Origin of the sequence: Pseudomonas sp. CBC3, assembly GCF_037967085.1 — a bacterium.
Taxonomy (GTDB): domain Bacteria; phylum Pseudomonadota; class Gammaproteobacteria; order Pseudomonadales; family Pseudomonadaceae; genus Stutzerimonas.
This window is the reverse complement of the sequence record NZ_JBANEO010000001.1, coordinates 189,825-214,773: the sequence shown is the minus strand read 5'-3', so window position 1 is coordinate 214,773 and position 24,949 is coordinate 189,825. Positions and strand designations below refer to the sequence as shown.

The following is a 24,949-nucleotide window of genomic DNA, read 5'->3' as shown; positions in this document are numbered from 1 at the left end:
GCGCGCCTCTGAAGGGGGTTTGCAAAGCATCACAGCGAACCATCCGAAGAGCTGGAAGTGATAGTTCCGCGATAGCTCAGTCGGTAGAGCAAATGACTGTTAATCATTGGGTCCCTGGTTCGAGTCCAGGTCGCGGAGCCAATTTCCAATCGGGGTATAGCGCAGTCCGGTAGCGCGCCTGCTTTGGGAGCAGGATGTCGGGAGTTCGAATCCCCCTACCCCGACCATTTTTGGGTCGTTAGCTCAGTTGGTAGAGCAGTTGGCTTTTAACCAATTGGTCGTAGGTTCGAATCCTACACGACCCACCAAAAAGCGCTAAAGGCGCACGAGAGCCGGAAGATCCGAGAGGGTCTTCCGGCTTTTTCTTGTGTGCGTTTTTCGAAGGTCGTTTGTAGGAGCGAGCTCGCTCACGAACGGGGACTCAAATCGCAGCCGTAAATTGTGGCCTTGCGCATATATTGGCGAAGCACTGCGGGCAATCGCTAACCCGCGCACGCTTGTCTTCTATTGGGCGAGGCCCTGCTGCATTGGCATTCGCGAAGCGACGCCATGAGTCATGCTCGCGTGGAGCGGGAACAGACCCATGGGCATAAAGCTCAGTGCAGTTTCAGGCGCGGCACGGTACTGGTGCTGAGTTTGTCGCCGATCATCATCAGCGTGGTACGAGCTACTCCATACAGCGCGATCTGATGCATTCGGTATAACGAGACATAGAACATCCGCGCCAGCCAGCCCTCGAGCATGACGTTGCCTGTGAGATTGCCCATCAGATTGCCGACCGCAGAGAAGCTCGAGAGCGAAATCAGAGAGCCGTAATCACGGTAGCGATAGCTAGGCAGGTTTTGGCCTTCGAGGCGTCGAGCGATCGATTTAGCCAACAGTGAAGCCTGCTGATGCGCGGCTTGGGCGCGCGGCGGTACGTTACGGTCGCTGTCCGGTTGAGGGCAGGCGGCGCAGTCGCCAAAGGCGAATATGTTCTCGTCCCGCGTGGTTTGCAGAGTTGGCAGAACTTGCAGCTGATTGATCCGGTTGGTTTCCAGTCCGTCGATTTCGTGCAGGAAGCTCGGCGCCCGGATACCGGCCGCCCAGACTTTCAGGGTCGCCGCTACGAAGTCGCCATTGCTGGTATGCAGACCCTCCTCGGTTACCTCGCTCACGGCGGCGTTGGTCTGCACGGTCACGCCCAGGTTCTGTAGCGTCTGATGTACAGGTTGGCTGATGCGCTCCGGCAACGCCGGCAGAACCCTCGGGCCAGCCTCTATAAGCGTGATATGGACGTTTTCCGGTTTGATGCCATCCAGGCCGTAAGCAGCGAGCTCGCGTGCGGCATGGTGGAGCTCGGCGGCAAGTTCGACGCCCGTCGCGCCGGCGCCGACGATGGCCATGTTGATCGTGCCGTGCCGGCCTTCGCTGGCGTGAGCGTGCATGTAGTGGCTGAGCAGGCGGCGGTGAAAGCGCTCAGCCTGCTCACGGGTGTCGAGGAAGATGCAGTGTTCGGCTGCGCCTTTGGTGCCGAAGTCATTGGTGGTGCTGCCGACCGCGATCACCAGGGTGTCGTAGCTGAGCGTGCGAGCCGGTACCAGCACGGCGCCGTGTTCGTCGAGCGAGGCGGCAAGGTGTACGCATTTGCGCTCCCGCTCAAGTCCGCTCATACGGCCGAGCTGGAACTCGAAATGGTTCCATTTGGCCTGTGCGACGTAATTGAGCTCATCGGCGGACGAGTTCAGCGAGCCGGCAGCGACCTCATGCAACAATGGCTTCCAGATATGCGTCAGATTGGCGTCGATCAGGGTGATGCGCGCCTTGCGGCACTTGCCCAGCGTTCTACCCAGGCGGGTGGCAAGCTCCAGGCCGCCGGCGCCGCCGCCGACGATTACGATACGGTGTGTCATGGATGGACTCATAAGGCTTTTGCGGAATTCGGTTGCTCATCTGGGCGATACTCATAACACCAGGCGGCTGAGGAGGCGGCTCAATAAGCCCAGGCCGATGACCGTCACGAGTATCAGCGCAAGGAGCAGCCAGGGCCGAAAGGGGCGGCGCTCGACTTGGTGCTGTGGCGCGCTGAGGTATTGGTCAACGCGTTTTTGGTCGTCGGGGTTCAGGCGGCTGGGCATACGCACCTCGAAGGATATGCGGGCATTCTAGCGGCGCGACGGCAAATGCCAAGCGCGGCGGCAAATGAGGGCGGGTATCGAAGCAGGGCGGAGGCTGTGTGATGCGGCAGCGGACAACGAAAGGAGGGCATGCAGGCATCAGCCGGCACGCCGGTTGCACTTAGCGTCCGCTGCTCTTCAGGCTGCGAAGGTTTCCGATCACCGATTCCAGTGCGCGATCAAAAAGCAGGGCATCGTTGAGTAGGCGGATTGCGCCGCGACGGAACTCTGTGGCGAGCCCCATGCGAGTCTTTTCCAGAACCTTCATGCCGGTGCGGTTGACGAAGATGTATTTGCCGGTGGGCTTGATCACAGCGGCCAGCTTGCAACGTAGCTTGTGGTCCTCGTCTTCCTGGAATTCGACCCAGCTACCGACCCGTAGATTATCGACCTGTATCAGCGCTTCATCATTGTCCGCCAGGTTGATCTCGGGTTCCTTCTCCCGGCTTTCACCAGGCGCCAATAGCACGATTTCCTCGCTGACTTCGACCATCGCTGGCGTGGGGGCTTCGGCGGGGTGTTCGTCGCGCGGCGGCAGTTCCAGCTTCGGTTCGGTGATGATTTCACCGTGCGCGAGCGGGGCGTTATTCGAAGTAGGTTGGTTGAGCTGCTGCAGGGTCTGGACATGCAGCGCTTCGAGCTGGGTGAAGAAGTCGCTGGTAGAGAAGGGGTCGAATGCTGCGCTGACCAGGCCTTCACGAAGATTCTTAAGAAGGCTGGGAACCAGCTCGAGCAGCCTTTCCCGGGACGCTGGATCCTCGTGAGGCGTAACGCTCCAGATCAGGTCGTCCATCGTCGCCATGGCGTCCCGCCATTGCTCGGATTGAGTGCCGTTTTTCAGGCAGGTCAACAATAGAACCTTGCTCCATGCTTCCTGCAGCAGCCGGACGACTACCTCGGGGAGAGTTCTGCCGAGCAGGCGTTCATTGAGAGCGTGCTCTACTTCCTGGCGGGCCATTTCGGCCTTGGCGCGTCCTTCTTCGGCGTCTCGCGTGCGCTGTTCAAGCAGCTCGCTGCGACGGCGCTCGTCTCCTGTGAAAGCGAGGAAGTCGGCAAGCAATTCGGAGAAGATGGCAGGATCGTCGACGAAGTCGTTCAGCAGGCGAGCCACGATCTGCTCGATCTTCTGATACAGGCTGTCGCGCTGCGCTTCGTCCTGATCGACCCAGCCCATGGCGGCCGAGGCGATCTCGTTGAGCAGGCGACGGGCGGGGTGACTGCCGCGACTGAAGAAGGTCTTGTCCAGAACGGCAACTTTCAGCACCGGGATCTGCAATCGACCGATCAGCGCTTTGAGCGAGTCGGGCAGGGTGCGGTCGTCGAGGATGAACTCGAACAGCATCGACACCAGATTAATGACGTCTTCGTCGACCTCTCCAACCACACGAGATTTACCGCTCTTGGCGCTGACGCGGTGCAGGAGCTGCTCGAGCTGGCCCTGCAGATCGTATTCATCGATCTGCTGTGGGGCGCGAGACTGGAGATGCGAAAGCAGCCGCATCAAGTCATTGCTGGAAATCGGAATGGCATCGCTAGGCAGGTTGCGGGCGGGCAGCGCGCTTCCGCGTAGTTCCGAAAGCAGTGTTTGGAGCGCGCCAAACGCTTCGTGAGCACTGTCATCTGAATATGCGGGCGACTGATTGAAGCCTGAGCCCGGTGTTCGTTGTGTACTGCCTTCCTGTGCGTTCGGGCGGCTAGGTGAGCGGCGCGGCGGGCTGGACTGCAGTTCCGGCAGAACGCCTGCTGCGACCAGGGTCTGGTTCGATTCGGCGTAAAGCTGTTCGAGGTCCGTCAGCACGTAACGCTCGAACAGTTTGAGAATGATCAGCTTGACCTTGATCTCGACGCCCAGGTTGCGGCAGGCCTCAAGAAAGTATTCGCATAGCTGCTGTGGGCCAAGCGGGTTGCTCTTGTCGTCCAGCTTCCTGCTGACCAGAACATTCATGCGTGTGGTGAGGTGACTGAGCGGCTGGGTGGTGCGGCTCATTACCTTGGCGACCATGGTGTCGATCGCAACCGACTCTTCCAGTTCGTCGTTCTGCACCAGCGCCAGGCTTTCGAATGATGCTTCCTGCGGCGCGGGTTTTCCGATTTCGTACTGGTTGAGCTTGGAAAAGGATTCGAAAACCTGCTGTAGAAAGCTGCGCTCGATGCCGCGGCGCTTCATCCGCAGATCGCGCATGGCTTCGAAGAATGCGTTCTGTTCGGCGTTGCTGGTAGCGCGGTCTGCGATTTCGAAGAGCGAGTCGTCAGCGTTGTCGAACAGCGTTTGCAATGCCGAACGCAGCTGCTGAGCTGCTTTATCGCGGACGCTGATGAGCGCGACGGGCAACCTGCCTGTCGGTGAGGTCTGCTTTTGCTCAGGGGCGGCCTTCAGGTGCACCACTTTCGCATCGGTTCGCATCGAGACTCTCCGGTCGCCTGCTGATGCAAGCGCTCAACAACCCGTAGCATGCCGCTGTTAATGGGCAGGGGCAACGATTTGTCAGTCATGGCCAATGGCCGCCATTTTGGTGGCGCCAATTAACGGAGACATTACATGCATCTTATTTATTAGCCTAGCGCGGTTTTGCCTTGGACATGATGCGGCTCACAGATACTTCCCGAAATTCCTACAAGCGGTTGGCAAGGCATTAGCCCAGGCACGGCTGCCCACGGGCATTTTTGCCCGCAAACGGCTCTATGCTGCGTCGTGGCGGGGCGACGCCGTATACTCTCGTCGAATTCAATGGGAGCCCGTCGTGACCAATATCACTCTTGCGGACCTTTCCGCCGAAATCGAAACCAATGTGCGTAAAGCGCTGACAGAGGACGTCGGCACCGGTGACATCACGGCTCAATTGATCCCTGCTGAACGGCTCGCGTATGCCTCGGTCATCACGCGTGAGGCAGCGGTAATCAGTGGCACGGCCTGGGTCGATGCCGTGTTTCGGCAGCTGGATCCGCGGGTGGCGGTTCATTGGCATGCGGCCGATGGCGAGCAGGTCGCGGCCGATCAGGTCCTTTTTCATCTTGAGGGGCCTGCGCGCGCCTTGCTCAGTGGCGAGCGTGCGGCGCTGAATTTTCTTCAGACGCTGTCCGGCGTCGCGACGCGCTGTCGGCATTACGCGGATCTGGTCGAGGGTACCGGAGTCCGTCTGCTCGATACGCGTAAAACGCTTCCGGGCCTGCGCCTGGCCCAGAAATATGCGGTGACGTGCGGCGGCTGCCATAACCATCGAATCGGCCTGTACGACGCGTTCCTGATCAAGGAAAACCATATTGCCGCCTGTGGTGGAATCGTCGAAGCCGTTGCCGCGGCTCATCGCATCGCGCCGGGCAAACCGGTAGAGGTGGAGGTGGAGAATCTTGACGAGCTGGAGCAGGCGCTGCGCGCAGGCGCCGATATCGCGATGCTCGACGAGTTGAGCCTGGCTGACATGAGAACTGCGGTAGGCATCGCGGCGGGGCGGGCAAAGCTGGAGGCCTCGGGTGGCATCGATGACGAGACGCTACGCGCGATTGCTGAAACCGGTGTGGACTACATTTCGATCGGTGCACTGACCAAGCACGTGCGGGCGATCGATCTGTCTATGCGTTTGAAGCAGTAGTGCGTGAGGGAGCGGCACGCGAGACGTGCCGCCCTAGAGTCAATGCCGGCTTTTCAGGCCGAAGTTTTCGTTCAGTGTGCCGGGCGTGTCGCCGTCTTTGGGCGCGTAGTCCTTCGGCGGCTCGGTAAATGCCGGTGAGTTCAAGCGTTCCCGGTGGCTGTGGCTTTCCTCGCTATGCAACGCGGCTAGCAGACGCTGACGGGTTTGTTCGTCGAGGGCGAGTTTGTCGGCGCCTTCGGATAGATGATTCTGCATGTCCTGGTAGCTGTTAGTCAGCTTGCGCAGCAGGCTGGCAGTCGTATTGAAATGCGTGACCACTTCGCTCTGATAGGTATCGAGGCGCTCCTGCAATTCATCCACCTGACGCTGCGTGCTGTTCGGTGCGCTGTTGCGCGCGATCAGATATCCAATGACGATGCCGGCAATCACGCCAACGATCGGGAGCAACCAGGTCGCGAGGGTCTGTTCCACGAGTACTTCCTCTATATAAACGGCTGTGCTGTTCGGCAGCGAAGCTGTGTGATGGTGAGATGCCGGACGCAGCTGACATCCGGTGCTCTGCACCGTCCTATCGGCTGCTGTGCGGTGGTTTTCCCACGGCCTGATACGTTAACGTCTCGTACCTGCCCTGTATACCGCGACGCGATGCGGCGATCGCGACGCAGGTGCAAGCAAGACGAGTCGACTCGCCCTAACGTCACGGAGTTACTTTGTTGAAACGTGAAACCCCCATTTCCATCGAGGGTCCGGCCGGTGTGCTGGAAGGCCTGTATTTCGATCAACCCGATGCTCGCGGGCTGGCGCTGATCTGTCATCCCAACCCGGTAAAGGGCGGGACCATGCTCAACAAGGTGGTCTCGACGCTGCAGCGCAGCGCGCGCGATGCCGGCTATGCCACGCTGCGCTTCAACTTTCGTGGCGTTGGCGGCAGCGCCGGCAGCCATGACATGAATACCGGTGAAGTGGATGACGCCGAAGCTGCCCTGCGCTGGCTTCGTGATCAGCATCCCGGGCTGCCATTGACCCTGATGGGTTTCTCTTTTGGTGGTTTCGTAGCGGCCACGCTGGCTGGTCGGCTCGAGGCCCGTGGCGAGTCGCTGGAACGGTTGTTCATGGTCGCGCCGGCGGTTTCGCGACTGGCGGATCAGCCGCTGGCCGAGCATTGCGAGTTGGTGGTTATCCAGCCAGACGATGACGAAGTCGTCGATCCGGCTTCGGTGCACGCGTTCTCGGCTGAGCTCCAGCGCCCCCACGAGCTGCTGAAAGTGGCAGAATGCGGCCACTTTTTCCACGGCAAGCTGGTCGAGCTGAAAGAGCTGGTAGCGCCGCGGCTGGCCTAGTGCTCCGCTGCGTGACCGCCTTCAAATGGCCTTCTAGCCGCCTGCCGTTTGCGCTGACTGAATCGAGATGATCGTATGAAAACCCGAATCCTTACCGGCATCACCACTACGGGCACGCCCCATCTGGGCAACTATGCCGGGGCCATTCGGCCGGCTATCGTGGCCAGTCGCGAAGCCGATGCCGATTCCTTCTACTTCCTCGCCGACTATCACGCACTGATCAAGTGTGACGATCCGCTGCGCATCCAGCAGTCGCGCCTGGAGATCGCCGCCACCTGGCTGGCCTGTGGTCTGGATGCGGATCGGGTGACCTTTTATCGGCAGTCCGACATCCCGGAAATCCCTGAGTTGACCTGGCTGTTGACCTGCGTTGCTGGCAAGGGGCTGCTCAACCGCGCGCATGCGTACAAGGCATCAGTGGACAAGAATGTCGAACTGGGCGAGGACCCGGATGCTGGCGTCACCATGGGGCTATTCAGCTACCCGGTGCTGATGGCGGCGGACATTCTTATGTTCAACGCACATAAGGTGCCAGTCGGTCGAGACCAGATTCAGCATGTCGAAATGGCGCGTGATATCGCCCAACGCTTCAATCATCTGTTCGGCAATGGCAAGGAGTTTTTTACCCTGCCTGCCGCCGTGATCGAGGAGGGCGTGGCGACCTTGCCGGGGCTCGATGGGCGCAAGATGTCCAAAAGCTATGACAACACCATTCCGCTGTTCGCCAGTGCCAAGGGGCTGAAAAGCACCATCGCGCGCATCGTCACCGACTCGAAACTGCCGGGCGAGCCGAAAGACCCGGACGACTCCCATCTGTTCACTATTTACCAAGCCTTCGCCGCGCCGGCGCAACTGGCCGAGTTCCGCGCTGAGCTAGTCGGCGGGCTGGCTTGGGGCGAGGCCAAGCAGCGTCTGTTCCAATTGCTGGACAACGAGCTGGGCGAGGCTCGCGAGCGTTATCACGCACTGATGCAGCGCCCCGGCGATCTTGAGGACATCCTGCAGGCCGGTGCCGCCAAGGCGCGCAAGCTCGCTACACCGTTCCTCGGCGAGCTGCGTGAAGCGGTGGGGCTGCGTAATTTCCGCAGTGAAGTGGCAAGCGCCGCGCCAGCCAAGAAAAAAGGCGGAAAGGCCGCGCGCTTCGCCAGTTTCCGTGAAAGCGATGGTAGCTTCCGCTTCCGATTTTTTGCAGCCGATGGCGAAGAGTTGCTGTTATCGCGGCCGTTCAACGATCCCAAGGCGATCGGTGTGACCAGCCAACATTTGATCGCGCAGGGTGTGGATGCCCTGGAACTCCGTGCCGATGAGAGCAATCAATTCACGCTGTGGCTGGATGGCGAATGCATCGCCGACAGCCCCGGCTACGCAGATGAGCAGGCGCTGGAAGCCGCCATGCTGCGCCTGCGCCAGGCATTGGCGACACTTGCCGTGTAGTTCTTAGGGCTGTCTGCCGTTCATTACTTGAACGGCATCGCTGCCGATCCCTGTTTTCCTCGAGGCCCAAGCGCTTGAACGATCTGCGTAAATTGCCAACCACCGAGGGCACGGCTAAAGTGTCGGCCCCGTTTCACTACCCAGACCCCGCCATGACACCTCTTGAGCGCTATCAGGCAGACCTGAAACGTCCCGACTTCTTCCACGATGCCGCCCAGGAAACTGCCGTGCGCCATCTGCAGCGTCTGTATGACGATCTGCTCGCCGACGACCGCAACAAATCCGGGCTGCTGGGCAAGCTATTCGGCAAGAAGCAGCAGGAACCGGTAAAGGGCCTGTACTTCTGGGGCGGTGTCGGTCGCGGCAAGACCTATCTGGTCGACACCTTCTTCGACGCGCTGCCCTTCGAGCAGAAGACTCGCACCCATTTCCACCGCTTCATGAAGCGCGTGCACGAAGAAATGCGCACCCTCAAGGGCGAGAAGAACCCGCTGACCATCATCGGCAAGCGCTTCGCCGATGAGTCACGCGTGATCTGCTTCGACGAATTTTTCGTGTCGGACATCACCGACGCGATGATCCTCGCGACCCTGCTCGAAGAATTGTTCAAGAATGGTGTGAGTCTAGTGGCCACGTCCAACATCGTTCCGGACGGCCTGTACAAGGACGGTCTGCAGCGGGCCCGCTTCCTGCCGGCTATCGAGCTTTTGAAGAAGCACACCGAGATCGTCAACGTCGACAGCGGCATCGACTATCGCCTGCGCGCGCTCGAACAGGCCGAGCTCTACCACTTCCCGCTCGATGCCGAGGCGGAGCTGAGCTTGGAGAAGAGCTTTCGCAGCCTGTTGCCGGAGCAGTGTCGGGTGCAGGAAAACGAAGCGCTGATGATCGAAAACCGCGAGATCGTCGCACGCAAGACGGCCGGCGGCGTCGCCTGGTTCGAGTTTCGCGAGCTTTGTGATGGACCGCGTAGCCAGAACGACTATATCGAGCTGGGCAAGATATTCGACGCAGTGCTGGTCTCCAATATCGAGCGAATGGACGTTTCCAAGGACGACATGGCGCGGCGATTCATCAACATGGTCGACGAGTTCTACGACCGCAACGTCAAGCTGATCCTCTCGGCCGAGGTCGAGCTCAAGGACCTGTATGCCGGCGGCCGTCTGGAATTCGAATTCCAGCGCACCCTCAGCCGTCTGCTGGAAATGCAGTCGCATGAGTATCTGGCTCGACCGCATAAACCGTAGAGAGGAAGTTTGAAGCCAGAAGCTTGAGGCTCAAAAAAAGCAAAGGTTGGCCGGATTCTGTCCGGCCCGCTGACAGCTTCTAGCCGCTCTTATACCGATACTGCTGCCGATACCGATTCGGCGATAGCTCGGTGTGCTGGCGGAACAGCCGAGCGAAGAAGCTGGCGTCGTCGTAACCCACTTCGTAGCTAATGGTTTTTATGCTCTTGCGGGTGGTGGAGAGCAGGTTTTTGGCTGTCTCGATGCGCAACCGCTGCAGGTAATGCAACGGTTTGTCGCCGGTCGCCGCTTGAAACCGGCGCATGAAGTTACGAATGCTCATACCGTGGTCGCGCGCCACGTCCTCGAAGCGGAATTTCTCCGCGAAATGCTCCTCGAGCCATTCCTGAATCTGCAGCACGCGAGTGTCCAGATGAAGCTTCTGGCCGCCAAAGCCGATGCGTCCTGGGCTGTAGTTGCGTTGCACCTCGAACAGCACGTCGCGGGCCATGCCCTGCGCGATATGCGAGCCGCAGAAGCGTTCGACCAGATGCATGTAGAGATCGCATGCCGAAGTGGTGCCGCCTGCGCAGTACAGATTGTCGCTGTCGGTCAGATGCTTCTCCTGAGTAAAGAGCACTCGTGGGAATCGCTCGACGAACTCACGCGCGAAGCGCCAATGAGTCGTGGCTTCGCGCTCGTCGAGCAATCCCGCGGCAGCCATCCAGAATGCGCCGGTGGCTTCGCCGCAGATGGTGCTGCCGGCCGCGTGTCGTTCCTTCAGCCAGGGCGTCACCTGCGGGTACTGCTGGCCAAGCGCATCGAAATCGCCCCAGAACGCCGGCAATATCACCGCATCGGCGCCATCCAGCGCGCCATCTACCGCAACGCTGGCACCGCTGAACGTGGTGACCGGCCGGCCATCCGGGCTGACCAGCACCGTCTCGAAGGCCGGCGTCAAATCCATCCCCAGCTGTTTGCCATAGCGCAGGCTGGCCATGTGGAAAAAATCCTTGGCATGCATCAGGGTGGATGCAAACACCCCATCGGTGGCCAGAATGCTGATACGTTTCAACGGTTGGGCGGTGAGCATGGGTGTGATTTCTACGTGTTTCGGTTGTTTTTATAGGGACTTTTATAGCGACAATGCAGGGTAAAACTGCCGTAGTCCGGCGGGAGCGTCCTTGTTTTTCGACTGACTGTCTAGTCGCAATCCGTCTCAGTCGGCGGAACCGCTCACGGCTCTGCCGATCTGATCAGCAAAGAGGGCTTCCATGACAATCAATACAACACGCTCGAGCGCCGGTGCATTCAGCGGCTGGGATGGCAGTCCCGGCGCTGCCCGGGAAATGCAGAAAGAGCTGGCCAGCAAGGTCGTGCTAGAGGATGACTTCGGGCCGCTGCGGCTGATCGCGGGCGTCGATGTCGGTTTCGAAGAGGGCGGCCAGATCACCCGTGCCGCAGTGGTGCTGCTGGACGCCGAAACCCTCGAACCGCTGGCGCAGACCTTGGCGCGGATCCCTACCTGCATGCCGTATATTCCGGGGCTGCTGTCTTTTCGCGAGCTACCCGCCGTGTTGCAGGCGCTCGATTCGCTTGGCCAGACGCCGGACCTGATCTTTTCCGACGGGCACGGCATTGCGCATCCGCGCGGCCTCGGCATCGCTGCGCATCTGGGCGTCATCACCGGGCTGCCGACGATCGGAGTGGCGAAGAAAATCCTCACCGGCCAGCATGAGCCGCTCGGCGAGCGGCGCGGCGATCAGGTCGATCTGCTGGACAAGCACGGCAAGGTGATCGGCACGGTGCTGCGCAGCAAGGACAAGGTTCGGCCACTAATCATTTCGCCCGGCAACCGGGTCAGCCTGGCGACTGCCCCGCAACTGGTGATGCGCTATGTCACCCGCTATCGGCTACCGGAGCCGACGCGGTTGGCCGACCGTCTGGCCTCGCGCAGGGATGAAAAGCGTGCGGGCGGGCAGCAGACCATCGACCTCGGGTAGCGCAGCCGGGTTGCGGCCGGCAGCGTGCAGGCGCTAGCCTGCAGACCCCACAGCCAACCCAGGTTCCGCTTCGATGCAGCTGGATCATGCGACAGGCTGGTGCCGAGGCATTCGCCATTGCCCCTCGCCCAATTTCAACAAGCGCCCGGATGACGAGATTTCACTACTGGTCATCCACAACATCAGCCTGCCGCCGGGTCGCTTCGGGACCGGCAAGGTCCAGCAGTTCTTTCAGAATTGCCTGCCCACCGACGAACATCCCTTCTTCGAAGAAATCGCCACCTTGCAGGTCTCTGCGCATTTCCTCATCGAGCGTGATGGTGCGATCACCCAGTTCGTCTCCTGCCTGGATCGCGCCTGGCACGCCGGAATTTCTTGCTTCAATGGACGAGAAAGCTGCAACGACTTCTCCCTTGGTATCGAGCTGGAAGGCACCGATGACGTGCCCTTCAGTGAGGCCCAGTACGACAGCCTGATCCGCCTTTGCCTCCTGCTGCAGCAGGCATATCCGGCGATCACGCCGGAGCGGGTTCGCGGTCACAGCGACATCGCACCGGGCCGCAAGACCGACCCCGGCCCGGCATTCGACTGGCTGCGCCTGCGCGCGGCCTCGATCGTGGCCTGAGAGCCTCGCATAGGATTCGATAATGATTTTTCTCGTGGTGCTGCTGGTTCTGCTCATCGACAAACTCACCGATTGGCGACGTGATGTGCAGCACGACGGCCCGTGGCTGCAGCTGCTGCGGCGAGTCGAAGGGCGCGCGGACATGGCGTCCAGACCATGGCTGAGTCTTTCGCTGTTGGTACTGCTGCCGGTGCTGGTGCTCGGCTTGTTACTGATGGCACTCAAGCCGCTGGCCTACGGCTGGCTCAGTTTGCCGCTGCATCTGCTGGTGCTGCTCTACAGTCTGGGACGAGGGCAGGGCAAGCGTGAATTCGGAGCATTCCGCGACGCCTGGCGCCGGGGCGATGACAACGCCGCCGCGCTGGTGGCCGAGCGTGATCTGGGCCTCAGCGCGCTGGATGCGCCGAGCCTGTTGCGCGCCGTGGAGGCGCAGCTGCTCTGGCGCAATCATCAGGGCTTCTTTGCGGTGATCTTCTGGTATGTGCTGCTTGGCCCCATGGCCGCGCTGGCCTACCGGCTTCTTGCGCTGACGATCGAGCACACCGGGAGCGAAGCCATGCGCGAGCGGGCGGGGCAGCTGCGACACGCCTTCGACTGGCTGCCGGTGCGGCTTCTGCTGGTCAGCTTCGGATTGGTCGGTAACTTCGTCGCAATGAATCGCGCCCTGCTGCAGGATCTGCTGCGTTGGGAAACGCCCGCCCCGCAGCTGCTGGCCGACATCGGTCCGGCTGCGGCGGATCTGCGCGAGCCGTATGAAGGCGAGGCGGGTATCTCACGGCTGGACAGCCTTGCCGCGCTGTTGGTGAGAACCCGCATGCTCTGGTATGCCGCCATCGCGCTCTGGACGCTCTTTCTCTAGCCGCCCAGCACAATCGTATCGGGCTCTGCGCCGCCTCAGCCCGTCGTCCGGCGCTCTGCATAAGCGCCGTGGATAGGCCGGAATTGGCGGGCCTTCTGCCGCTTGTCGCGCCATCACTCTGCCATTACCTTAAGTTACATAACCTGTGACCGATATCCCGTATAAGTTCCTCACACTCTGACGAGCCCTGCTGCAGCCTTGATGCTGTTGGCAACAATAAAAATTGGGAGACGTCTTTTGAAAGGTCTTTTGTATCCCGCCATCGCGTTGATGAATCGCCTGAGCTTCGGCATGAAGTTCAGCCTGATCAGCGTGCTTTTCTTCGTCCCCATGCTGCTCACCAATTTTTACCTGGTGCGCGACTCCTATCGGGAGTTCGAGGGCACCCGCACCGAACTGCAGAGCCTTGAGTTGCTGGGTACGGCATTGCAGCTGCGCCGCGAGATGGAAGACTGGAAAGACCTGGTGGAAATCGAGGGCATCATTGGCCAGACCGGCGAGGTGCAGGCGCTGGTGACCCGATTGGCGGATGCCGAACGAGGATTGTCCGCGCGGATGCAAAGCCTGACGCCGGTCAGCGATAATCCTGAACAGGTGGCCGAATTCAATACCCGCCGGGACGACCTCGATGCCGCCCTGCGCGAGGCGCAGGCGCAGCAATCCCTGCAAACCAAGGTCGCCATGGCGCGTGCGCTGTTGGGCAAGGCTCAGGTGATGATCAAGCTGATCGCCAGCCAGTCGGGTCTGAGCCAGGACAGCCAGCGCGATGTTCGGATGCTGGCGGAGCTACTGACCTCGGTCACGCCCTCGATCACCGCCATTCTCGGCGAGGGGCGAGCGGTCGGCTCCTACACCTTTGGCCAGGGCTATCTGAACTCCGACGCCAGCAACAAGTTGGACGAACTTCTCCTGGAGCTGGAGAAGCAACAGGCTCAATACGGCGCTCAGCTACAGGACGTATTGGCCAGTAGCGGCTCTGCGCAGCGCCAGCTCGACAGCCACACCGCCGCCAGTCGCGACTCTCTGAAGATCAGCAGCGATATATTCCAGGACCAGGTGATCATGGCCGAAGCGCTGGATCAGCCATGGGACGCGTTCTATGACCTGATCAGCGCCGAGATGGCCAAGACCTACGCGCTCAACGACGCGATTCTGGGCTTCCTCGACGAACAACTCGAACAGCGTCTGGAGCAGAAGCGCCTGCTCATGACCCTGTTGCTGGCCGCGCTGGTGCTGGTGTTCGTGCTTGTGGTGTATCTCTACAGCGCGTTCTACATGTCCACTCGCGCGACGTTGAAGAGCCTCGGTGCAACCATGGACCGCGTCGCCGCCGGTGACATGACCGCGCGTTTCAATGTGCAAAGCCGCGATGAGCTGGGCGAGCTGGGCCAGGTATTCAACGAGACCGTGGCCAAGATCCGTGAGTTGATCGAACGGGTCGGTCAGACGGTCGGCGAGGTGGAGCGTCAGGCTTCGCGCGTCGAAACCGTCTCTGGCGAAAGCAATCAGACGGTGTCCGAACAGCGCGGGCAGATCGAGCAGGTCGCCACCGCGATGAATCAGATGTCAGCGACCGCGCAGGGCGTTGCGTCCAGTGCCGAGGCGGCGGTTGGCAGCGCGCAGAGCGTCAATGAAGAAACGGTGAGCGGGCGCAGCCTGGTCGAAGCGCAGGTCAGCGGCATCGAGCGACTGGCCGCGGAGATCGAGCAGTCGGTCAACGTGATCAATCAGCTGGCCAGCGACAGCAAGGCCATTAGCCAGGTGCTAGATGTCATCAAAGGTGTCGCCGAGCAGACCAATCTGCTGGCGCTCAACGCCGCGATCGAAGCGGCGCGCGCCGGCGAGCAGGGACGTGGTTTCGCGGTGGTCGCCGACGAAGTGCGCAACCTGGCCAGACGCACCCAGCAGTCCACCGAAGAAATCGAGCAGATGATTGCGCGACTTCAGGGCGGTGTCGGTGCTGCGGTGAAGACCATGCATGCCAGCCATTCGATGGCCGATGCGACAGTCAATCAGTCGGCCCAGGTTCGTCAGGCACTGGAAAACATTCTTGGTGCGGTCGGCGTTATCGTCGATCAGAACCAGCAAATCGCCGCGGCTGCGGAGGAACAAACCGCCGTCGCGCACGATATCGATCGCAACATCGTCGCAATCAACGAAGCCGGGCAGCGTACCGCCGAAGGCGCTGGGCATACCGAGCAAGCCAGCCGCGAGCTCAGCGCACTGGTTGGTCGGTTGCAGCAACTCATTGGCGCGTTCCGCGTATAGGCTCAGCGCCAGCCGAACAGCTCGCAGCTGTTGCGATAGCTGGCCTCAGCCAACTCTTCGGGGGCGATACCGCGCAGTTCCGCCAGCTCGCGACAGATATCGGGAAGAAATTCCGGGCTGTTGCGCTGGCCGGCATGGCTGTGAGGGGTGATGTCGGGCGCGTCGGTTTCCAGCACGATGCTGTCCAGCGGTAGCTGCTGCAGCACGCGGTGCATACGGTGCGCCTGTGGCCAGGTACCGGCGCCGCCCAGGCCGAGCTTGTAGCCGAGCTTGATGTACTCGCTGGCCTCTTCCCAGCTGCCACTGAAAGCGTGGGCGATGCCGGCGCGCTTGAGCTTGCGCTGCTTCAGCGTCGCGATCATCGCTGCATGCGCGCGGCGTACGTGCAGCAGTACCGGCAGCTCGAACTCGCCCGCCAGGTCCAGCTGGGCTTCGAGAATGTGCTGCTGCCTCTCCTTGTCCGGATCCTCGATGTAATAGTCCAGGCCGATCTCACCGATGGCGCAGAGCTTTTCTTCCCCTTGCAGACGTTGCAGCCAATCGCGCAACTCGTCCATGTGCTCCGGTCGATGATCCTGCAGAAAGACCGGATGCAGGCCCAGCGCGGCGTACACGGCGGGCTCGTCCAGCGCCATTTGCCAGACCCTCTTCCAGTTGGCCTGATGCACGCCGAGCACCAGCACGCGCTCGACGCCCACACGGGCGCAGCGGGCCAGCACCTCGCTGCGGTCGGTGTCGAAGGGGTCGAAGTCAAGGTGCGTGTGGGTGTCGATCAGGCGCACGGCGGGCGTCTCCTTTCGTGGCATCGGGTCATAGGCGCTCAGCGCTTTTCCTCTTCGATCTGAATGTCGCTGACGCCCAGCTCGGCCATGCGGCTGTGCTCGCTGGCGCGCTCCGGAATCTCCCAAGGGGCGTCGGTGGCTGCGCGCGGTTCCCTGACGTGGTGCAGAAGAATCTCCAGCTCGGCCTGCTCGATGGCGGGCTCCTCGAAGGCGTCCAGCGTCAGCGACGCCGGGTTGCCATTGATCAGGTAATGGATACGGTAGCGTTTCAGTTCGGTCATGGCGGCGGCTCTTTTCCGGTGGCGTGGAATATCCGACCGCCAGATCGCCGTCAGGCTCCCGATTCTCCTCGCTCCGATTCGAGCAGAGCGGTCTTGCGCTCGATGCCCCAGCGGTAACCGGTCAGCGCCTGGTTGGCCCCGACGACGCGGTGGCACGGAACCAGCAGCCCGATCGGATTACTGGCGCAGGCTCGGGCGACGGCGCGCGCATGGGTGCCCAGGCTCGCGGCGAGTTCGCCGTAACGGCGAGTCTCGCCGGCCGGAATGTCCTGCAAGGCCTGCCAGACGCGTTGCTGAAATGCCGTGCCGCGTAAGTCCAGCGGCAACAGCGCGGCGCGGGTTGGCTCTTGCAACTGCTCCAGGATCGAGCGCAGCCACTCGCCGAGCCCGGCCTGGTCGCATATCAATTCCGCCGCGGCGAAGCGGGATTGAAGCTCGTCGAGCAGAGCCTGCTCCTCATCGCCGAACAACAGGGCACAGATGCCCTTGTCGCTGGCAGCGACCAGCAACAATCCCAGGGGGCACGGACTGATTGCATAACGCAGAGCTTCGCCGGCGCCCTTGCGCCGGCGCTGCGCCGGGCTGAGCGCGGCAATGTGCTGATAGGCGCCGCGTGTGCTGCCATAGCCAGACTCCAGCGCCGCGCCGAGTACCGATTCGGCGCCCGGAAGCTGCGCCTCCAACCGCTCGCGTCGGCGTGCCGCCGCCCATGCGTGGGGCGTAAGGCCGGTTCGGGCCTTGAATGCGCGGGCCAGGTGCGAGGTGGACAGGCCGATGTGGGCAGCCAATCGGTCCAGCGTCATCGGCTCGGAATCATCGAGCAGACGGCAGGCGGCGATTACCAGTGCATCCAGCTGCTCGGTCGGGCTCTGGCCATGCGGCGCGCAGCGCTTGCACGCACGATAGCCGGCGGCTTCGGCGTCGGCTGAATTGCTGAAGAAACTCACGCCGTCCCGCCGGGGGCGACGCGCCGGGCAGCTTGGGCGGCAGAAGATGCCGGTCGAGCGTACCGCGAACACGAAGCGGCCATCGAAGTCTGCGTCGCGTTCGCAGAGGGCTTGCCAGCAGCGGTCAAAATCGATCATTGCGCGGCTCCTTGGGTAGTCGGGTTCGATTGTCCGTCCTGCTCGCCTGCGATGCCAATCCGCAATGCGCTTTCAAACTTGCTGGCGAGCATGGAAGCGTGCTGACGATTACCGTAACCTGCAGGCCTGCATAGTCGAATAGGGTCTGTAAGCCACTGATGAAAACGCCAAAACGACTCGAGCCGCTGGTCGAGGATGGGCTGATCGACGAAGTGCTGCGGCCGCTGATGAGCGGCAAGGAAGCAGCTGTATATGTGGTGCGCTGCGGTGAAGAGCTGCGTTGCGCGAAGGTGTACAAAGAAGCCAACAACCGCAGTTTTCGTCAGGCGGTGAAGTACCAGGAAGGTCGCAAGGTACGCAGCAGCCGCGACGCCCGAGCCATGGCCAAGGGCTCCAAGCACGGGCGCAAGGAAAAGGAAGAGAACTGGCAGAACGCCGAAGTGGCGGCATTGTTCCGTCTGGCCGATGCTGGCGTACGCGTACCCAAGCCGTATGACTTTCTCGACGGCGTCCTGTTGATGGAAATGATCTCTGGCGAGGATGGCGATGCCGCACCACGGCTCAACGACGTTGATCTACACCCCGACGATGCCCGCGAATTTCATGCCTTCATGATCGGCGAGGTGGTGAAGATGCTCTGCGCCGGTCTGGTGCATGGCGACCTGTCCGAGTTCAACGTGCTACTCGACGAGTACGGCCCGGTCATCATTGACCTGCCGCAGGCGGTCGACGCGGCAGGGAATAACCATGCGTTCGAGATGCTCGAACGCGACGTCAGCAACATGTCGGCGTACTTCGGCCAGTTCGCGCCGGAACTCAAGTTCACCCGTTATGCCAAGGAAATGTGGGCGCTGTATGAGGACGGCAAGCTGACGCCGGATACCGAGCTGACCGGTGAATTTGCCGAGCCGGAGGATGCTGCTGACCTGGACGCGGTGATGCGTGAGATTAAAGCCACTTTGGCCGAACAGGCGCGTAAGGAAGCGTTGCGCAATGCGACGGATGAGCCCAACGACGAGCCGCCGACGCCGCCGTGGATGCGGGGGTGATGGCTTGTTGAGTCGTGACTTGTTTGTCGAGTCGCTTGATGGTCGGGTTTCGCCCTGCTGGGCGAGTGAGAGATCATAAAATCCTTGCTTTGGCTTTTTGGCCCGATGCACGAACCCATCAGGCAACACCCAACCGCCCCTTTCAGAAGGGTGAGCGGAATCGTTGCGTAGAGGGGCGAGCCGCAGGGATGCGGCGAGAGTCGTAAAGGGTGGATGGCCCTTGTACGACGACCCTCGGTGCGGCGATGGAGCGAACGAACCCCGGCGCAGCCGGGGCCGTATGCAGGGGCAAGCGTTTTTGGTTACTTTTTTCGGGGCCGACCATCCGGCGTTTGGAAAAAGTGACTCGCCCAGCAGGGCGAAACCCGCGCATCAAACCGCTCGATAATCGATGAAATAAAAGTTGGATCGTACCCACGCTCCCGCGCGGGCACGGCGCTTCGGGACGCTTTGCGTCCAAGACGCCGGAGCGCCTGGCGCCACCAGACCCACTCGCGTTCGGCGGGCTAACTCTACTGGCCTGACGTCTCGGCGTCCGTCCCAGCTCCGAGCGCATTCGGATCCATCTCCCAGCCGCCACCCAGCGCCACGAACAGCGCGACCTGCGCTGTCGCCAGAGCAGTACGGCCTTGCAGGGCTTGCTGCCTCGCCTGCAGCGAGCCGCGTTGGGCATCGAGTACTTCGTTGAGATTCGCCTCGCCCAATCGATAGCTCTTCTGCGCGAGCTCGTAGGCGTACTGGCGATGGCGCAGGGTGTTACGCAGCGAATTCAGGCGGCGTTGCTGCCCGTCGATGCGTACCAATGATCGTTCTACCTCTTCCAACGCCTCGGCCAGGGCCTGTTGAAAACCAAGATACGTGCTTTCACCCTCGACATCGGCCAGTTCGATGGCTGCGCCGCGTCGCCGGTAATCGAGGAAGGGCAGGCCAAAGGTTGCGCCTAGGCGGGCAAAGTTGGAAGCGCTGGAAATGGCATCCCCCAGCGCGAGCCCTGAACGGCCTACGGCAGCCTGCAGGGCCAGCGTCGGAAACAGGTCGCGGCGAGCGGCTAGCGACTGCAGTTGTGCGGCCTCCAATTGCGCGGCTTCGGCGATCAGATCCGGGCGTCTGCGCAGCAGGTCCAGCGGTTGCCCCGGCGGAATGGGCTGGCCTGCCAGCGGCACTTCGGTCGACGTCGTGAGCTGTCGCGCGATGCTGCCTGGTGGTTCGGCGAGTAGCGTATCCAATGCCAGTCGCGCTTCGGCCAGGTTGATGTCCAGTTCATCGAGATCGGCCTCCAGCGAAGCCCGTTCGGCAGCGCTGGCTTCGACATCCAGACGGGTGACCTCGCCGGCCTCGAACAGCGCGCGGGCGATACGCTCAAGTTCCGCAGCCAATTCGATGCCTTCGACCAGCAACGCCCGCTGGCCTTCCAGCGCGCGCAGTTGCATATAGCCTTGCGCCGTATTCGAGGCAACCGCCAGCCGAGCGGCGATGGCCTGGGCCTGGGCCGAGCGAATCTGCTGCCGTGCACTGTCGGTCCGCGCGCGGGTGGCGCCGAAGATATCCAACTCCCAAGTGGCCTGTAGCGCCAGCTCCCAGCTGTCGAAAGTGATCACGTCCTCATCCGGGACGAACTCGCCGATGGGGCTGTCGGGGTCTTGCTCGTTGTTGTTTTCGATCCATTGACGGCTAACCGAACCTGGCAGATCGAAGGATGGGAACAGCCCTGCGCGGGCCTGACGCAACTGCGCCCGCGCGGTGTCGACGCGCAGCATCGCCAGACGGATGTCGCGGTTGTTTTCCAATGCCCGGTGCACCAGCTGGGTCAACGCCGGATCCTTGAACTGCCGCCACCAGTCGGCGAGCGCCTCAGCGTCTGCCGGTTGCTCGCGCACCGCATGAAACCAGGATTCCGGCACATCGGGCTCGGGCCGCTCCGGCACGCTGGAGCAGGCGCCGAGCGCCAATGCCAATGCGCAGATCAGGGGCGTGCGAGGCAATCGGCGCGGCATCAGGTTTCCTCCGGTTTGACGCGCATGAACAGTAGGTACAGGCACGGCACCGCCAACAGTGTGAGCAGCGTGGCGAAACCCAGCCCGCCCATGATGGTCACTGCCATGTTGGCGAAAAATGGATCGAACAGCAGTGGCACCATGCCCAACACCGTAGTGCCCGCAGCCATGACCACGGGCCGTAAGCGCGAGGCGGATGCCTCGATGATGGCGGTCAGGCGCGGCACATCGTCGGCGATTTGCCGGTCGATCTCATCCACCAGCACCACGGCGTTTTTGATCAGCATGCCGGTCAGGCTGAGCAGGCCGAGCAGTGCCATGAAGCCGAATGCCTGGCCGGTCAGCAGCAGGCCGAGGGTGACGCCACACAGCGCCATCGGCACTACCAGCCAAATCATCAGCGGCTGGCGGACCTTGGCGAACAACAGCACCGTGACCAGCACCATCGCCAAGTACGGCAGCGCCAACGTGCTGGCCAGAGCCTGCTGCGCGTCGGAAGACTGCTCATGGTCGCCGCCCCATTCCAGCGAGTAACCGACCGGCAATTCGATGCCCTCGATCAGCGGACGAATCCGCTGGAAGGCTACGTTGGTGTTTTCTCCGTCGCGCGGTTCGGCGCGCACGGCGATGGTGCGCTCGCGACCGTAGCGGCGAATCATCGATTCTTCAGTGGTGGCCTCGATGCCATCGGCCACCTGTGCCAGCGGCACGTAGCGGCTGGTCGACGGGCTCCAGATCAGCCGTTGCAGCAGGTCGCCTGGTGCCGTGCGATCCTCGGGCGTTGCGCGTAGCAATATCGGGATCAGCTCGTCACCATCACGGAAAACGCTTACCTGCTGTCCTTCGCTGGCCACGGCCAATGCTTGCGCCACCTGCTGACGGGTCAGCCCCGCATCGGCCAGGCGGTCCAGATCCAGTTGCGGGCGTAGCACCGGCACCGGGGCGCGCCAGTCGTCGCGAATGTTGAAGACCTGTCCCTGTTCCTGAAGGATGCGCTGACCTTCGGCGGACAATTGGCGCAACTCATCCAGTTCGGGGCCACTGATGCGTGCTTCGAGCTTGGCTTCGGCGTTGGGTCCGAACAGGAATTGCGCGGCGGCGACATCGGCAGAAGGGTAGCGGCCCGGCAATGTCTGATTCACTTCGCCAACCAGCTCGGCAATCACCTCGGCGTCTTCGGTGCGCACCAGAAAGTGCATCAGCGAGGAGTTGGGCTGCTCCGGCGCGTAAGTCAGCATGAAGCGCGACGCGCCCGCCCCGACGAAAGTGGACACATCGGTGACGCCGTCGAGCCCCTCCAGGTAACCCTCGACGTCTTCGGCGGTGCGGCTGGTTTCGCGGATGTGCGTGCCCTGCGGCAGGAACAGATTGACGTAGAAAAGCGGCGTGCTCGACGGTGGGAAGAAGCTCTGCGGTACGCGGCTGAAACCCAGCACGCTGAAAACGGTTAGCACCACCAGCACGCCCAGCGTCAGCCAGGGGTGCGCCAGCACTGCGCCGGCCATGCGACGGTAGCGGTTGTAGATCGGTCCGCTGTAGGCCTCGTCGGCGCCGTTCGCGTCGTCCGCTTGCCGGTCGTCTTTGCGCTCCAACAGGTAATGACCGAACAACGGCACCACCAGCAGCGCCAGCAGCCAGCTCAGCAGCAGCGAGACGGCGATGACGAAGAACAGCGAGAACAGAAATTCACCGGTGGTGTCCTGCGACAGGCCGATCCCGGCGAACGCCAAAATGCCGATGATGGTTGCGCCCAGCAGCGGCCATTGCGTCTGTTGCAGGGTCTTGCGTGATGCGTCGAGGATGCTCATGCTGCGCTGCTTCTGGATCAACATGCCATCGCAGATCACCACGGCGTTGTCCACCAGCATGCCCATGGCGATGATCAGCGCACCGAGGGAGATGCGCTCCAGCTCGATTCCGGCCAGCCACATCAGTAGCAACGTGCCGAGCACCGTCAGGAACAGCACCGCGCCGATGATCATGCCGGCGCGCAGGCCCATCGCCAGACACAGCACGCCGACGACGATCGCCACCGACAGGAAGACGTTCAGCGCGAAACTGTTAACCGACTCGTTGACGATGCTGTGCTGCTGGTAGAGCGGATGCAGCTCGGCACCCAGCGGCACCAGGTGCTGCATGGCCTGCAGCGCTGCTTCGACGCTATCGCCTACCTCGACAATGTTGCTGCCTGAAATGCCGCTGATTCCTAGCGTCAGCGCCGGCTCACCGTTATGGCGGATGATCTGGCGAGGCCGCTCCGCGTACTCGCGTTTCAATGTGGCGATGGAGCCCAGATCGACGCTCTGCTGGCCCTGGCCGACCGGCAATGCGCGCAGGGCATCCAGCGAATCGAAGGCGCCGCTCGGGCGGATGTGTACGAAGAACTCACCGGCGCGGACACCGCCGGCCTCCACCGCGGCATCGGCGTCGCTGAGCGCGGCGACCAGTTCCTGCGGAGACAGACGCAACGCGGCCAGGCGCGCCTGATCGACCTCGACCAGAATCCGTTCCTCGCGCACGCCGGCGATTTCAACCTGGCCAACGCCATCGGCCGTGATCAGGCCGCGGCGCAGATCCTTGGCTACTTCGTGCAGTTCTTCCAGGGTCAGGCCGTCGCCGGTGAGGGCGAAGAAAATCCCGTAGACGTCACCGAAATCATCATTGACCAGCGGCGGATCGATACCCGGTGGCAGCTCCTGGCGGGCATCGTCGAGCTTGTTGCGCAGCTTGTCCCAGATCTGATCGAGCTGCTCGCCGGTGTAGCGGTCCTGGATTTCCACACGGATTTCGGCCTGACCGATCATCGAGCGCGAGCGGATTTCCTTGATCTCCGCGAGTTCCTGGATGGCGCTTTCCAAAGGCTCGATGACTTCCTGTTCGACCTCAATGGCGGTCGCGCCGGGATATTGCACCGTGACGATGGCTTCCTTGATGGTGAATTCGGGATCTTCCAGGCGACCCATCTCGAAGAACGCGATGGTCCCACCAATCAGGCAGATCAGCAGCAACACCCAGATGTTGACCGGCTTGCAGATGGCGTAACGGGCTAAGTCCATCCGCTCACTTCCGCCGTTCGGCTTTGATCGGTTGGTCTTCGGACAGCTTGCTGCCACCGGCCACCACCACCAGCATCTGATCGTTCAGCTCGCCGCTGACCACCGCATGATCCGCTTCGATGCGTTCGAGTTGCAGGTCGCGGCGCTGGACGTGGCCGTCCACCGCTAGCCACAGATAGTGGCTGCCGTTCGGTGCCGCTTGTACAGCCGTCAGCGGCAGGCGAAAACGTGGCGGCGCATCGTCCTGCGCGGCGGGCGGGCGCTGCAGGCGAACCCGCATGGCCATCCCCGGCAGCAGGTTGTAGTCTGCCGGCGGGTCGCCTCGCAGCGTCAGACGATAGGTGCGCGAGCCTTCGCGTGGCTGGGTGCTGTGCTCTTTGTAGGTCAACGGCAGCGTCAGGTCGGCAATGACCAGCTCGCCTTCGGCCTGCAAGGTGGCGTTCAGCGGGACGTTCAAGGCGGCGGTCTCGGGCAGGTCGACCGTGACCTCGATGTGCTGGTTATTCTGCAGTTCGAGTACGGACGAACCGGTGGCGACCACCATGTCCGGCTCGACCAGGCGCCGCGCGACGACGCCGTCGAAAGGGGCATTCAGCGTGCTGTGGTCGATGTCACGCAGCGCGCTGTCACGGGCGACGCGCGCCGCCACGACATTGGCCTGCAACGGCTCGACCGCCGCCGGCGCGAGAATGCCTTCGGCGAGCAACGTGCGCTTGCGTGCCAGGTCCGCTTCCAGCTGGCGCAGCCGCGCCTCGGCCTCACGCAGTTGCAGCTCATAATCCGTGCGGTCGAGTTTGGCCAGCGGCTGGCCCTTTTCCACGCGCTCGCCTTCATCGACGAGCATGCGTTCGACACGCCCCGGTACCTGGAAAGCCAGTTGTGTGGTGGTCACGCTCTCGACCACGCCAGGAAAGCGCAGGGTCTGCGGGCCGTGCTCGATGCGTTGCAGCGGCTCGACGAAGGCCACGCGCGGCGGCACTTGAGCGGGCGTCTCGTCGTCGGCGCAGCCGGACAAGAACAGCAATGCGCACAAGGCGGCGGTGATGCGGGAATGTGATAGCGGGCCTCGGGGTGTTCGCATTGGCTGCGGCATCCGTACTCCTGATAGGGCGGGCAAAGGCGTCGCGGCGACGATGCGAAACGCTGCGACAGATTCAGTAGAGCCCCGCTCCGGCTCGGGAGTTCGACCTATGCTGTAGTG

Annotated in this window: 20 protein-coding genes, 3 tRNA genes and 1 pseudogene; 13 read left to right on the top strand and 11 right to left on the bottom strand. The window is 62.1% G+C overall.

The window, feature by feature from the left end; translation table 11 throughout:
* Positions 1-65 precede the first annotated feature (65 nt).
* From V6943_RS01025 to V6943_RS01015, 3 genes are all read left to right on the top strand, one after another.
* Positions 66-141 (top strand) — tRNA-Asn (locus tag V6943_RS01025).
* A 9-nt stretch (positions 142-150) separates the two neighbouring features.
* A tRNA-Pro gene (locus tag V6943_RS01020) sits at positions 151-227 on the top strand.
* A 5-nt stretch (positions 228-232) separates the two neighbouring features.
* A tRNA-Lys gene (locus V6943_RS01015) sits at positions 233-308 on the top strand.
* A 288-nt stretch (positions 309-596) separates the two neighbouring features.
* Here V6943_RS01015 and V6943_RS01010 read toward each other — a convergent pair.
* The 3 genes from V6943_RS01010 to V6943_RS01000 all read right to left on the bottom strand — a co-directional run bounded on the left by V6943_RS01010 (position 597) and on the right by V6943_RS01000 (position 4,560).
* Positions 597-1,892, bottom strand: a complete 1,296-nt coding sequence (locus tag V6943_RS01010; RefSeq protein WP_131649807.1) for an NAD(P)/FAD-dependent oxidoreductase — start codon at positions 1,890-1,892, stop codon at positions 597-599.
* 51 nt (positions 1,893-1,943) lie between these two features.
* Positions 1,944-2,117 (bottom strand): DUF3094 family protein, encoded by a 174-nt coding sequence (locus V6943_RS01005; protein ID WP_131649808.1) that lies wholly within the window; start codon positions 2,115-2,117, stop codon positions 1,944-1,946.
* Between the two features lie 160 nt (positions 2,118-2,277).
* Positions 2,278-4,560 carry a DUF1631 domain-containing protein gene (locus V6943_RS01000; RefSeq protein ID WP_340552347.1) on the bottom strand — a complete coding sequence of 761 codons (2,283 nt, stop codon included), beginning with the start codon at positions 4,558-4,560 and terminating at the stop codon, positions 2,278-2,280.
* A gap of 337 nt (positions 4,561-4,897) precedes the next feature.
* Here V6943_RS01000 and nadC point away from each other — a divergent pair, with 337 nt between their 5' ends.
* Entirely contained in the window at positions 4,898-5,746 is an 849-nt protein-coding gene (gene nadC / locus V6943_RS00995) for a carboxylating nicotinate-nucleotide diphosphorylase (protein WP_131650043.1), read from the top strand.
* Positions 5,747-5,785: 39 nt separating this feature from the next.
* Here the strand turns inward: nadC and V6943_RS00990 are convergent, their stop codons facing one another.
* A complete protein-coding gene (locus tag V6943_RS00990) occupies positions 5,786-6,217 on the bottom strand; it encodes a YhcB family protein (protein ID WP_131649810.1) in 432 nt (143 codons plus the stop codon).
* Between the two features lie 239 nt (positions 6,218-6,456).
* On the opposite strand from V6943_RS00990, the gene V6943_RS00985 reads away from it, so the two are divergent.
* The 3 genes from V6943_RS00985 to zapE all read left to right on the top strand — a co-directional run bounded on the left by V6943_RS00985 (position 6,457) and on the right by zapE (position 9,767).
* Complete coding sequence (locus V6943_RS00985) at positions 6,457-7,086, top strand: alpha/beta hydrolase (RefSeq protein WP_131649811.1); 630 nt, start codon at positions 6,457-6,459, stop codon at positions 7,084-7,086.
* A gap of 75 nt (positions 7,087-7,161) precedes the next feature.
* Positions 7,162-8,520, top strand: a complete 1,359-nt coding sequence (locus tag V6943_RS00980) for a tryptophan--tRNA ligase (RefSeq protein WP_340552346.1) — start codon at positions 7,162-7,164, stop codon at positions 8,518-8,520.
* Between the two features lie 152 nt (positions 8,521-8,672).
* Positions 8,673-9,767: a cell division protein ZapE gene (gene zapE / locus V6943_RS00975; protein WP_256048405.1), complete on the top strand. Its 1,095-nt coding sequence runs from the start codon at positions 8,673-8,675 to the stop codon at positions 9,765-9,767.
* 79 nt (positions 9,768-9,846) lie between these two features.
* On the opposite strand, the gene V6943_RS00970 is transcribed toward zapE, so the two are convergent.
* A complete protein-coding gene (locus tag V6943_RS00970; protein WP_340552345.1) occupies positions 9,847-10,839 on the bottom strand; it encodes a GlxA family transcriptional regulator in 993 nt (330 codons plus the stop codon).
* Positions 10,840-11,020: 181 nt separating this feature from the next.
* Between V6943_RS00970 and nfi the strand changes: the two genes are divergently transcribed.
* The 5 genes and pseudogenes from nfi (at position 11,021) to V6943_RS20315 (ending at position 15,501) form a co-directional block, all read left to right on the top strand.
* Positions 11,021-11,749: a deoxyribonuclease V gene (gene nfi, locus V6943_RS00965; protein WP_340552344.1), complete on the top strand. Its 729-nt coding sequence runs from the start codon at positions 11,021-11,023 to the stop codon at positions 11,747-11,749.
* A 73-nt stretch (positions 11,750-11,822) separates the two neighbouring features.
* Positions 11,823-12,374 carry a 1,6-anhydro-N-acetylmuramyl-L-alanine amidase AmpD gene (gene ampD / locus V6943_RS00960; protein WP_340552343.1) on the top strand — a complete coding sequence of 184 codons (552 nt, stop codon included), beginning with the start codon at positions 11,823-11,825 and terminating at the stop codon, positions 12,372-12,374.
* Positions 12,375-12,396: 22 nt separating this feature from the next.
* Positions 12,397-13,233, top strand: a complete 837-nt coding sequence (gene ampE / locus V6943_RS00955; RefSeq protein ID WP_340552342.1) for a regulatory signaling modulator protein AmpE — start codon at positions 12,397-12,399, stop codon at positions 13,231-13,233.
* Positions 13,234-13,434: 201 nt separating this feature from the next.
* Positions 13,435-14,646 (top strand): annotated as a pseudogene (locus V6943_RS20320) (HAMP domain-containing protein); the annotation flags it as partial.
* Between the two features lie 141 nt (positions 14,647-14,787).
* Positions 14,788-15,501 carry a methyl-accepting chemotaxis protein gene (locus V6943_RS20315; RefSeq protein ID WP_445324116.1) on the top strand — a complete coding sequence of 238 codons (714 nt, stop codon included), beginning with the start codon at positions 14,788-14,790 and terminating at the stop codon, positions 15,499-15,501.
* A gap of 2 nt (positions 15,502-15,503) precedes the next feature.
* Here V6943_RS20315 and V6943_RS00945 read toward each other — a convergent pair whose 3' ends face one another.
* From V6943_RS00945 to ada, 3 genes are read right to left on the bottom strand one after another with little or no spacing between them, the layout of a single operon-like run.
* Complete coding sequence (locus tag V6943_RS00945; RefSeq protein ID WP_340552340.1) at positions 15,504-16,283, bottom strand: TatD family hydrolase; 780 nt, start codon at positions 16,281-16,283, stop codon at positions 15,504-15,506.
* A 38-nt stretch (positions 16,284-16,321) separates the two neighbouring features.
* Entirely contained in the window at positions 16,322-16,564 is a 243-nt protein-coding gene (locus V6943_RS00940; protein ID WP_340552339.1) for a hypothetical protein, read from the bottom strand.
* Between the two features lie 50 nt (positions 16,565-16,614).
* Positions 16,615-17,649, bottom strand: coding sequence for a bifunctional DNA-binding transcriptional regulator/O6-methylguanine-DNA methyltransferase Ada (ada, locus tag V6943_RS00935; RefSeq protein ID WP_340552338.1), 1,035 nt, complete (start codon positions 17,647-17,649; stop codon positions 16,615-16,617).
* Positions 17,650-17,807: 158 nt separating this feature from the next.
* Between ada and V6943_RS00930 the strand changes: the two genes are divergently transcribed.
* On the top strand, positions 17,808-18,698 hold the full coding sequence (locus V6943_RS00930; protein WP_340552337.1) for a PA4780 family RIO1-like protein kinase: 891 nt from the start codon (positions 17,808-17,810) through the stop codon (positions 18,696-18,698).
* A gap of 512 nt (positions 18,699-19,210) precedes the next feature.
* On the opposite strand, the gene V6943_RS00925 is transcribed toward V6943_RS00930, so the two are convergent.
* Genes V6943_RS00925 through V6943_RS00915 form a run of 3 tightly spaced genes read right to left on the bottom strand, consistent with a single transcriptional unit; the run spans position 19,211 to position 24,829 of the window.
* A complete protein-coding gene (locus V6943_RS00925) occupies positions 19,211-20,692 on the bottom strand; it encodes an efflux transporter outer membrane subunit (protein ID WP_340552336.1) in 1,482 nt (493 codons plus the stop codon).
* A complete protein-coding gene (locus tag V6943_RS00920) occupies positions 20,692-23,748 on the bottom strand; it encodes an efflux RND transporter permease subunit (protein WP_340552335.1) in 3,057 nt (1,018 codons plus the stop codon). Before V6943_RS00920 ends, V6943_RS00925 begins: the two co-directional genes overlap by 1 nt.
* Before the next feature lie 4 nt (positions 23,749-23,752).
* A complete protein-coding gene (locus tag V6943_RS00915; protein ID WP_340552334.1) occupies positions 23,753-24,829 on the bottom strand; it encodes an efflux RND transporter periplasmic adaptor subunit in 1,077 nt (358 codons plus the stop codon).
* Positions 24,830-24,949 lie beyond the last annotated feature (120 nt).

Coding starts and splice junctions, on each gene's coding strand:
- V6943_RS01010 (WP_131649807.1), bottom strand. CDS start 1,892: ATGACACACCGTATCGTAATCGTCGGCGGCGGCGCCGGCGGCCTGGAG.
- V6943_RS00930 (WP_340552337.1), top strand. CDS start 17,808: ATGAAAACGCCAAAACGACTCGAGCCGCTGGTCGAGGATGGGCTGATC.
- ada (WP_340552338.1), bottom strand. CDS start 17,649: ATGATCGATTTTGACCGCTGCTGGCAAGCCCTCTGCGAACGCGACGCA.
- V6943_RS01000 (WP_340552347.1), bottom strand. CDS start 4,560: ATGCGAACCGATGCGAAAGTGGTGCACCTGAAGGCCGCCCCTGAGCAA.
- V6943_RS00915 (WP_340552334.1), bottom strand. CDS start 24,829: ATGCGAACACCCCGAGGCCCGCTATCACATTCCCGCATCACCGCCGCC.
- V6943_RS00980 (WP_340552346.1), top strand. CDS start 7,162: ATGAAAACCCGAATCCTTACCGGCATCACCACTACGGGCACGCCCCAT.
- V6943_RS00920 (WP_340552335.1), bottom strand. CDS start 23,748: ATGGACTTAGCCCGTTACGCCATCTGCAAGCCGGTCAACATCTGGGTG.
- V6943_RS01005 (WP_131649808.1), bottom strand. CDS start 2,117: ATGCCCAGCCGCCTGAACCCCGACGACCAAAAACGCGTTGACCAATAC.
- zapE (WP_256048405.1), top strand. CDS start 8,673: ATGACACCTCTTGAGCGCTATCAGGCAGACCTGAAACGTCCCGACTTC.
- ampE (WP_340552342.1), top strand. CDS start 12,397: ATGATTTTTCTCGTGGTGCTGCTGGTTCTGCTCATCGACAAACTCACC.
- V6943_RS00970 (WP_340552345.1), bottom strand. CDS start 10,839: ATGCTCACCGCCCAACCGTTGAAACGTATCAGCATTCTGGCCACCGAT.
- nfi (WP_340552344.1), top strand. CDS start 11,021: ATGACAATCAATACAACACGCTCGAGCGCCGGTGCATTCAGCGGCTGG.
- V6943_RS00925 (WP_340552336.1), bottom strand. CDS start 20,692: ATGCCGCGCCGATTGCCTCGCACGCCCCTGATCTGCGCATTGGCATTG.
- ampD (WP_340552343.1), top strand. CDS start 11,823: ATGCAGCTGGATCATGCGACAGGCTGGTGCCGAGGCATTCGCCATTGC.
- V6943_RS20315 (WP_445324116.1), top strand. CDS start 14,788: ATGAATCAGATGTCAGCGACCGCGCAGGGCGTTGCGTCCAGTGCCGAG.
- V6943_RS00940 (WP_340552339.1), bottom strand. CDS start 16,564: ATGACCGAACTGAAACGCTACCGTATCCATTACCTGATCAATGGCAAC.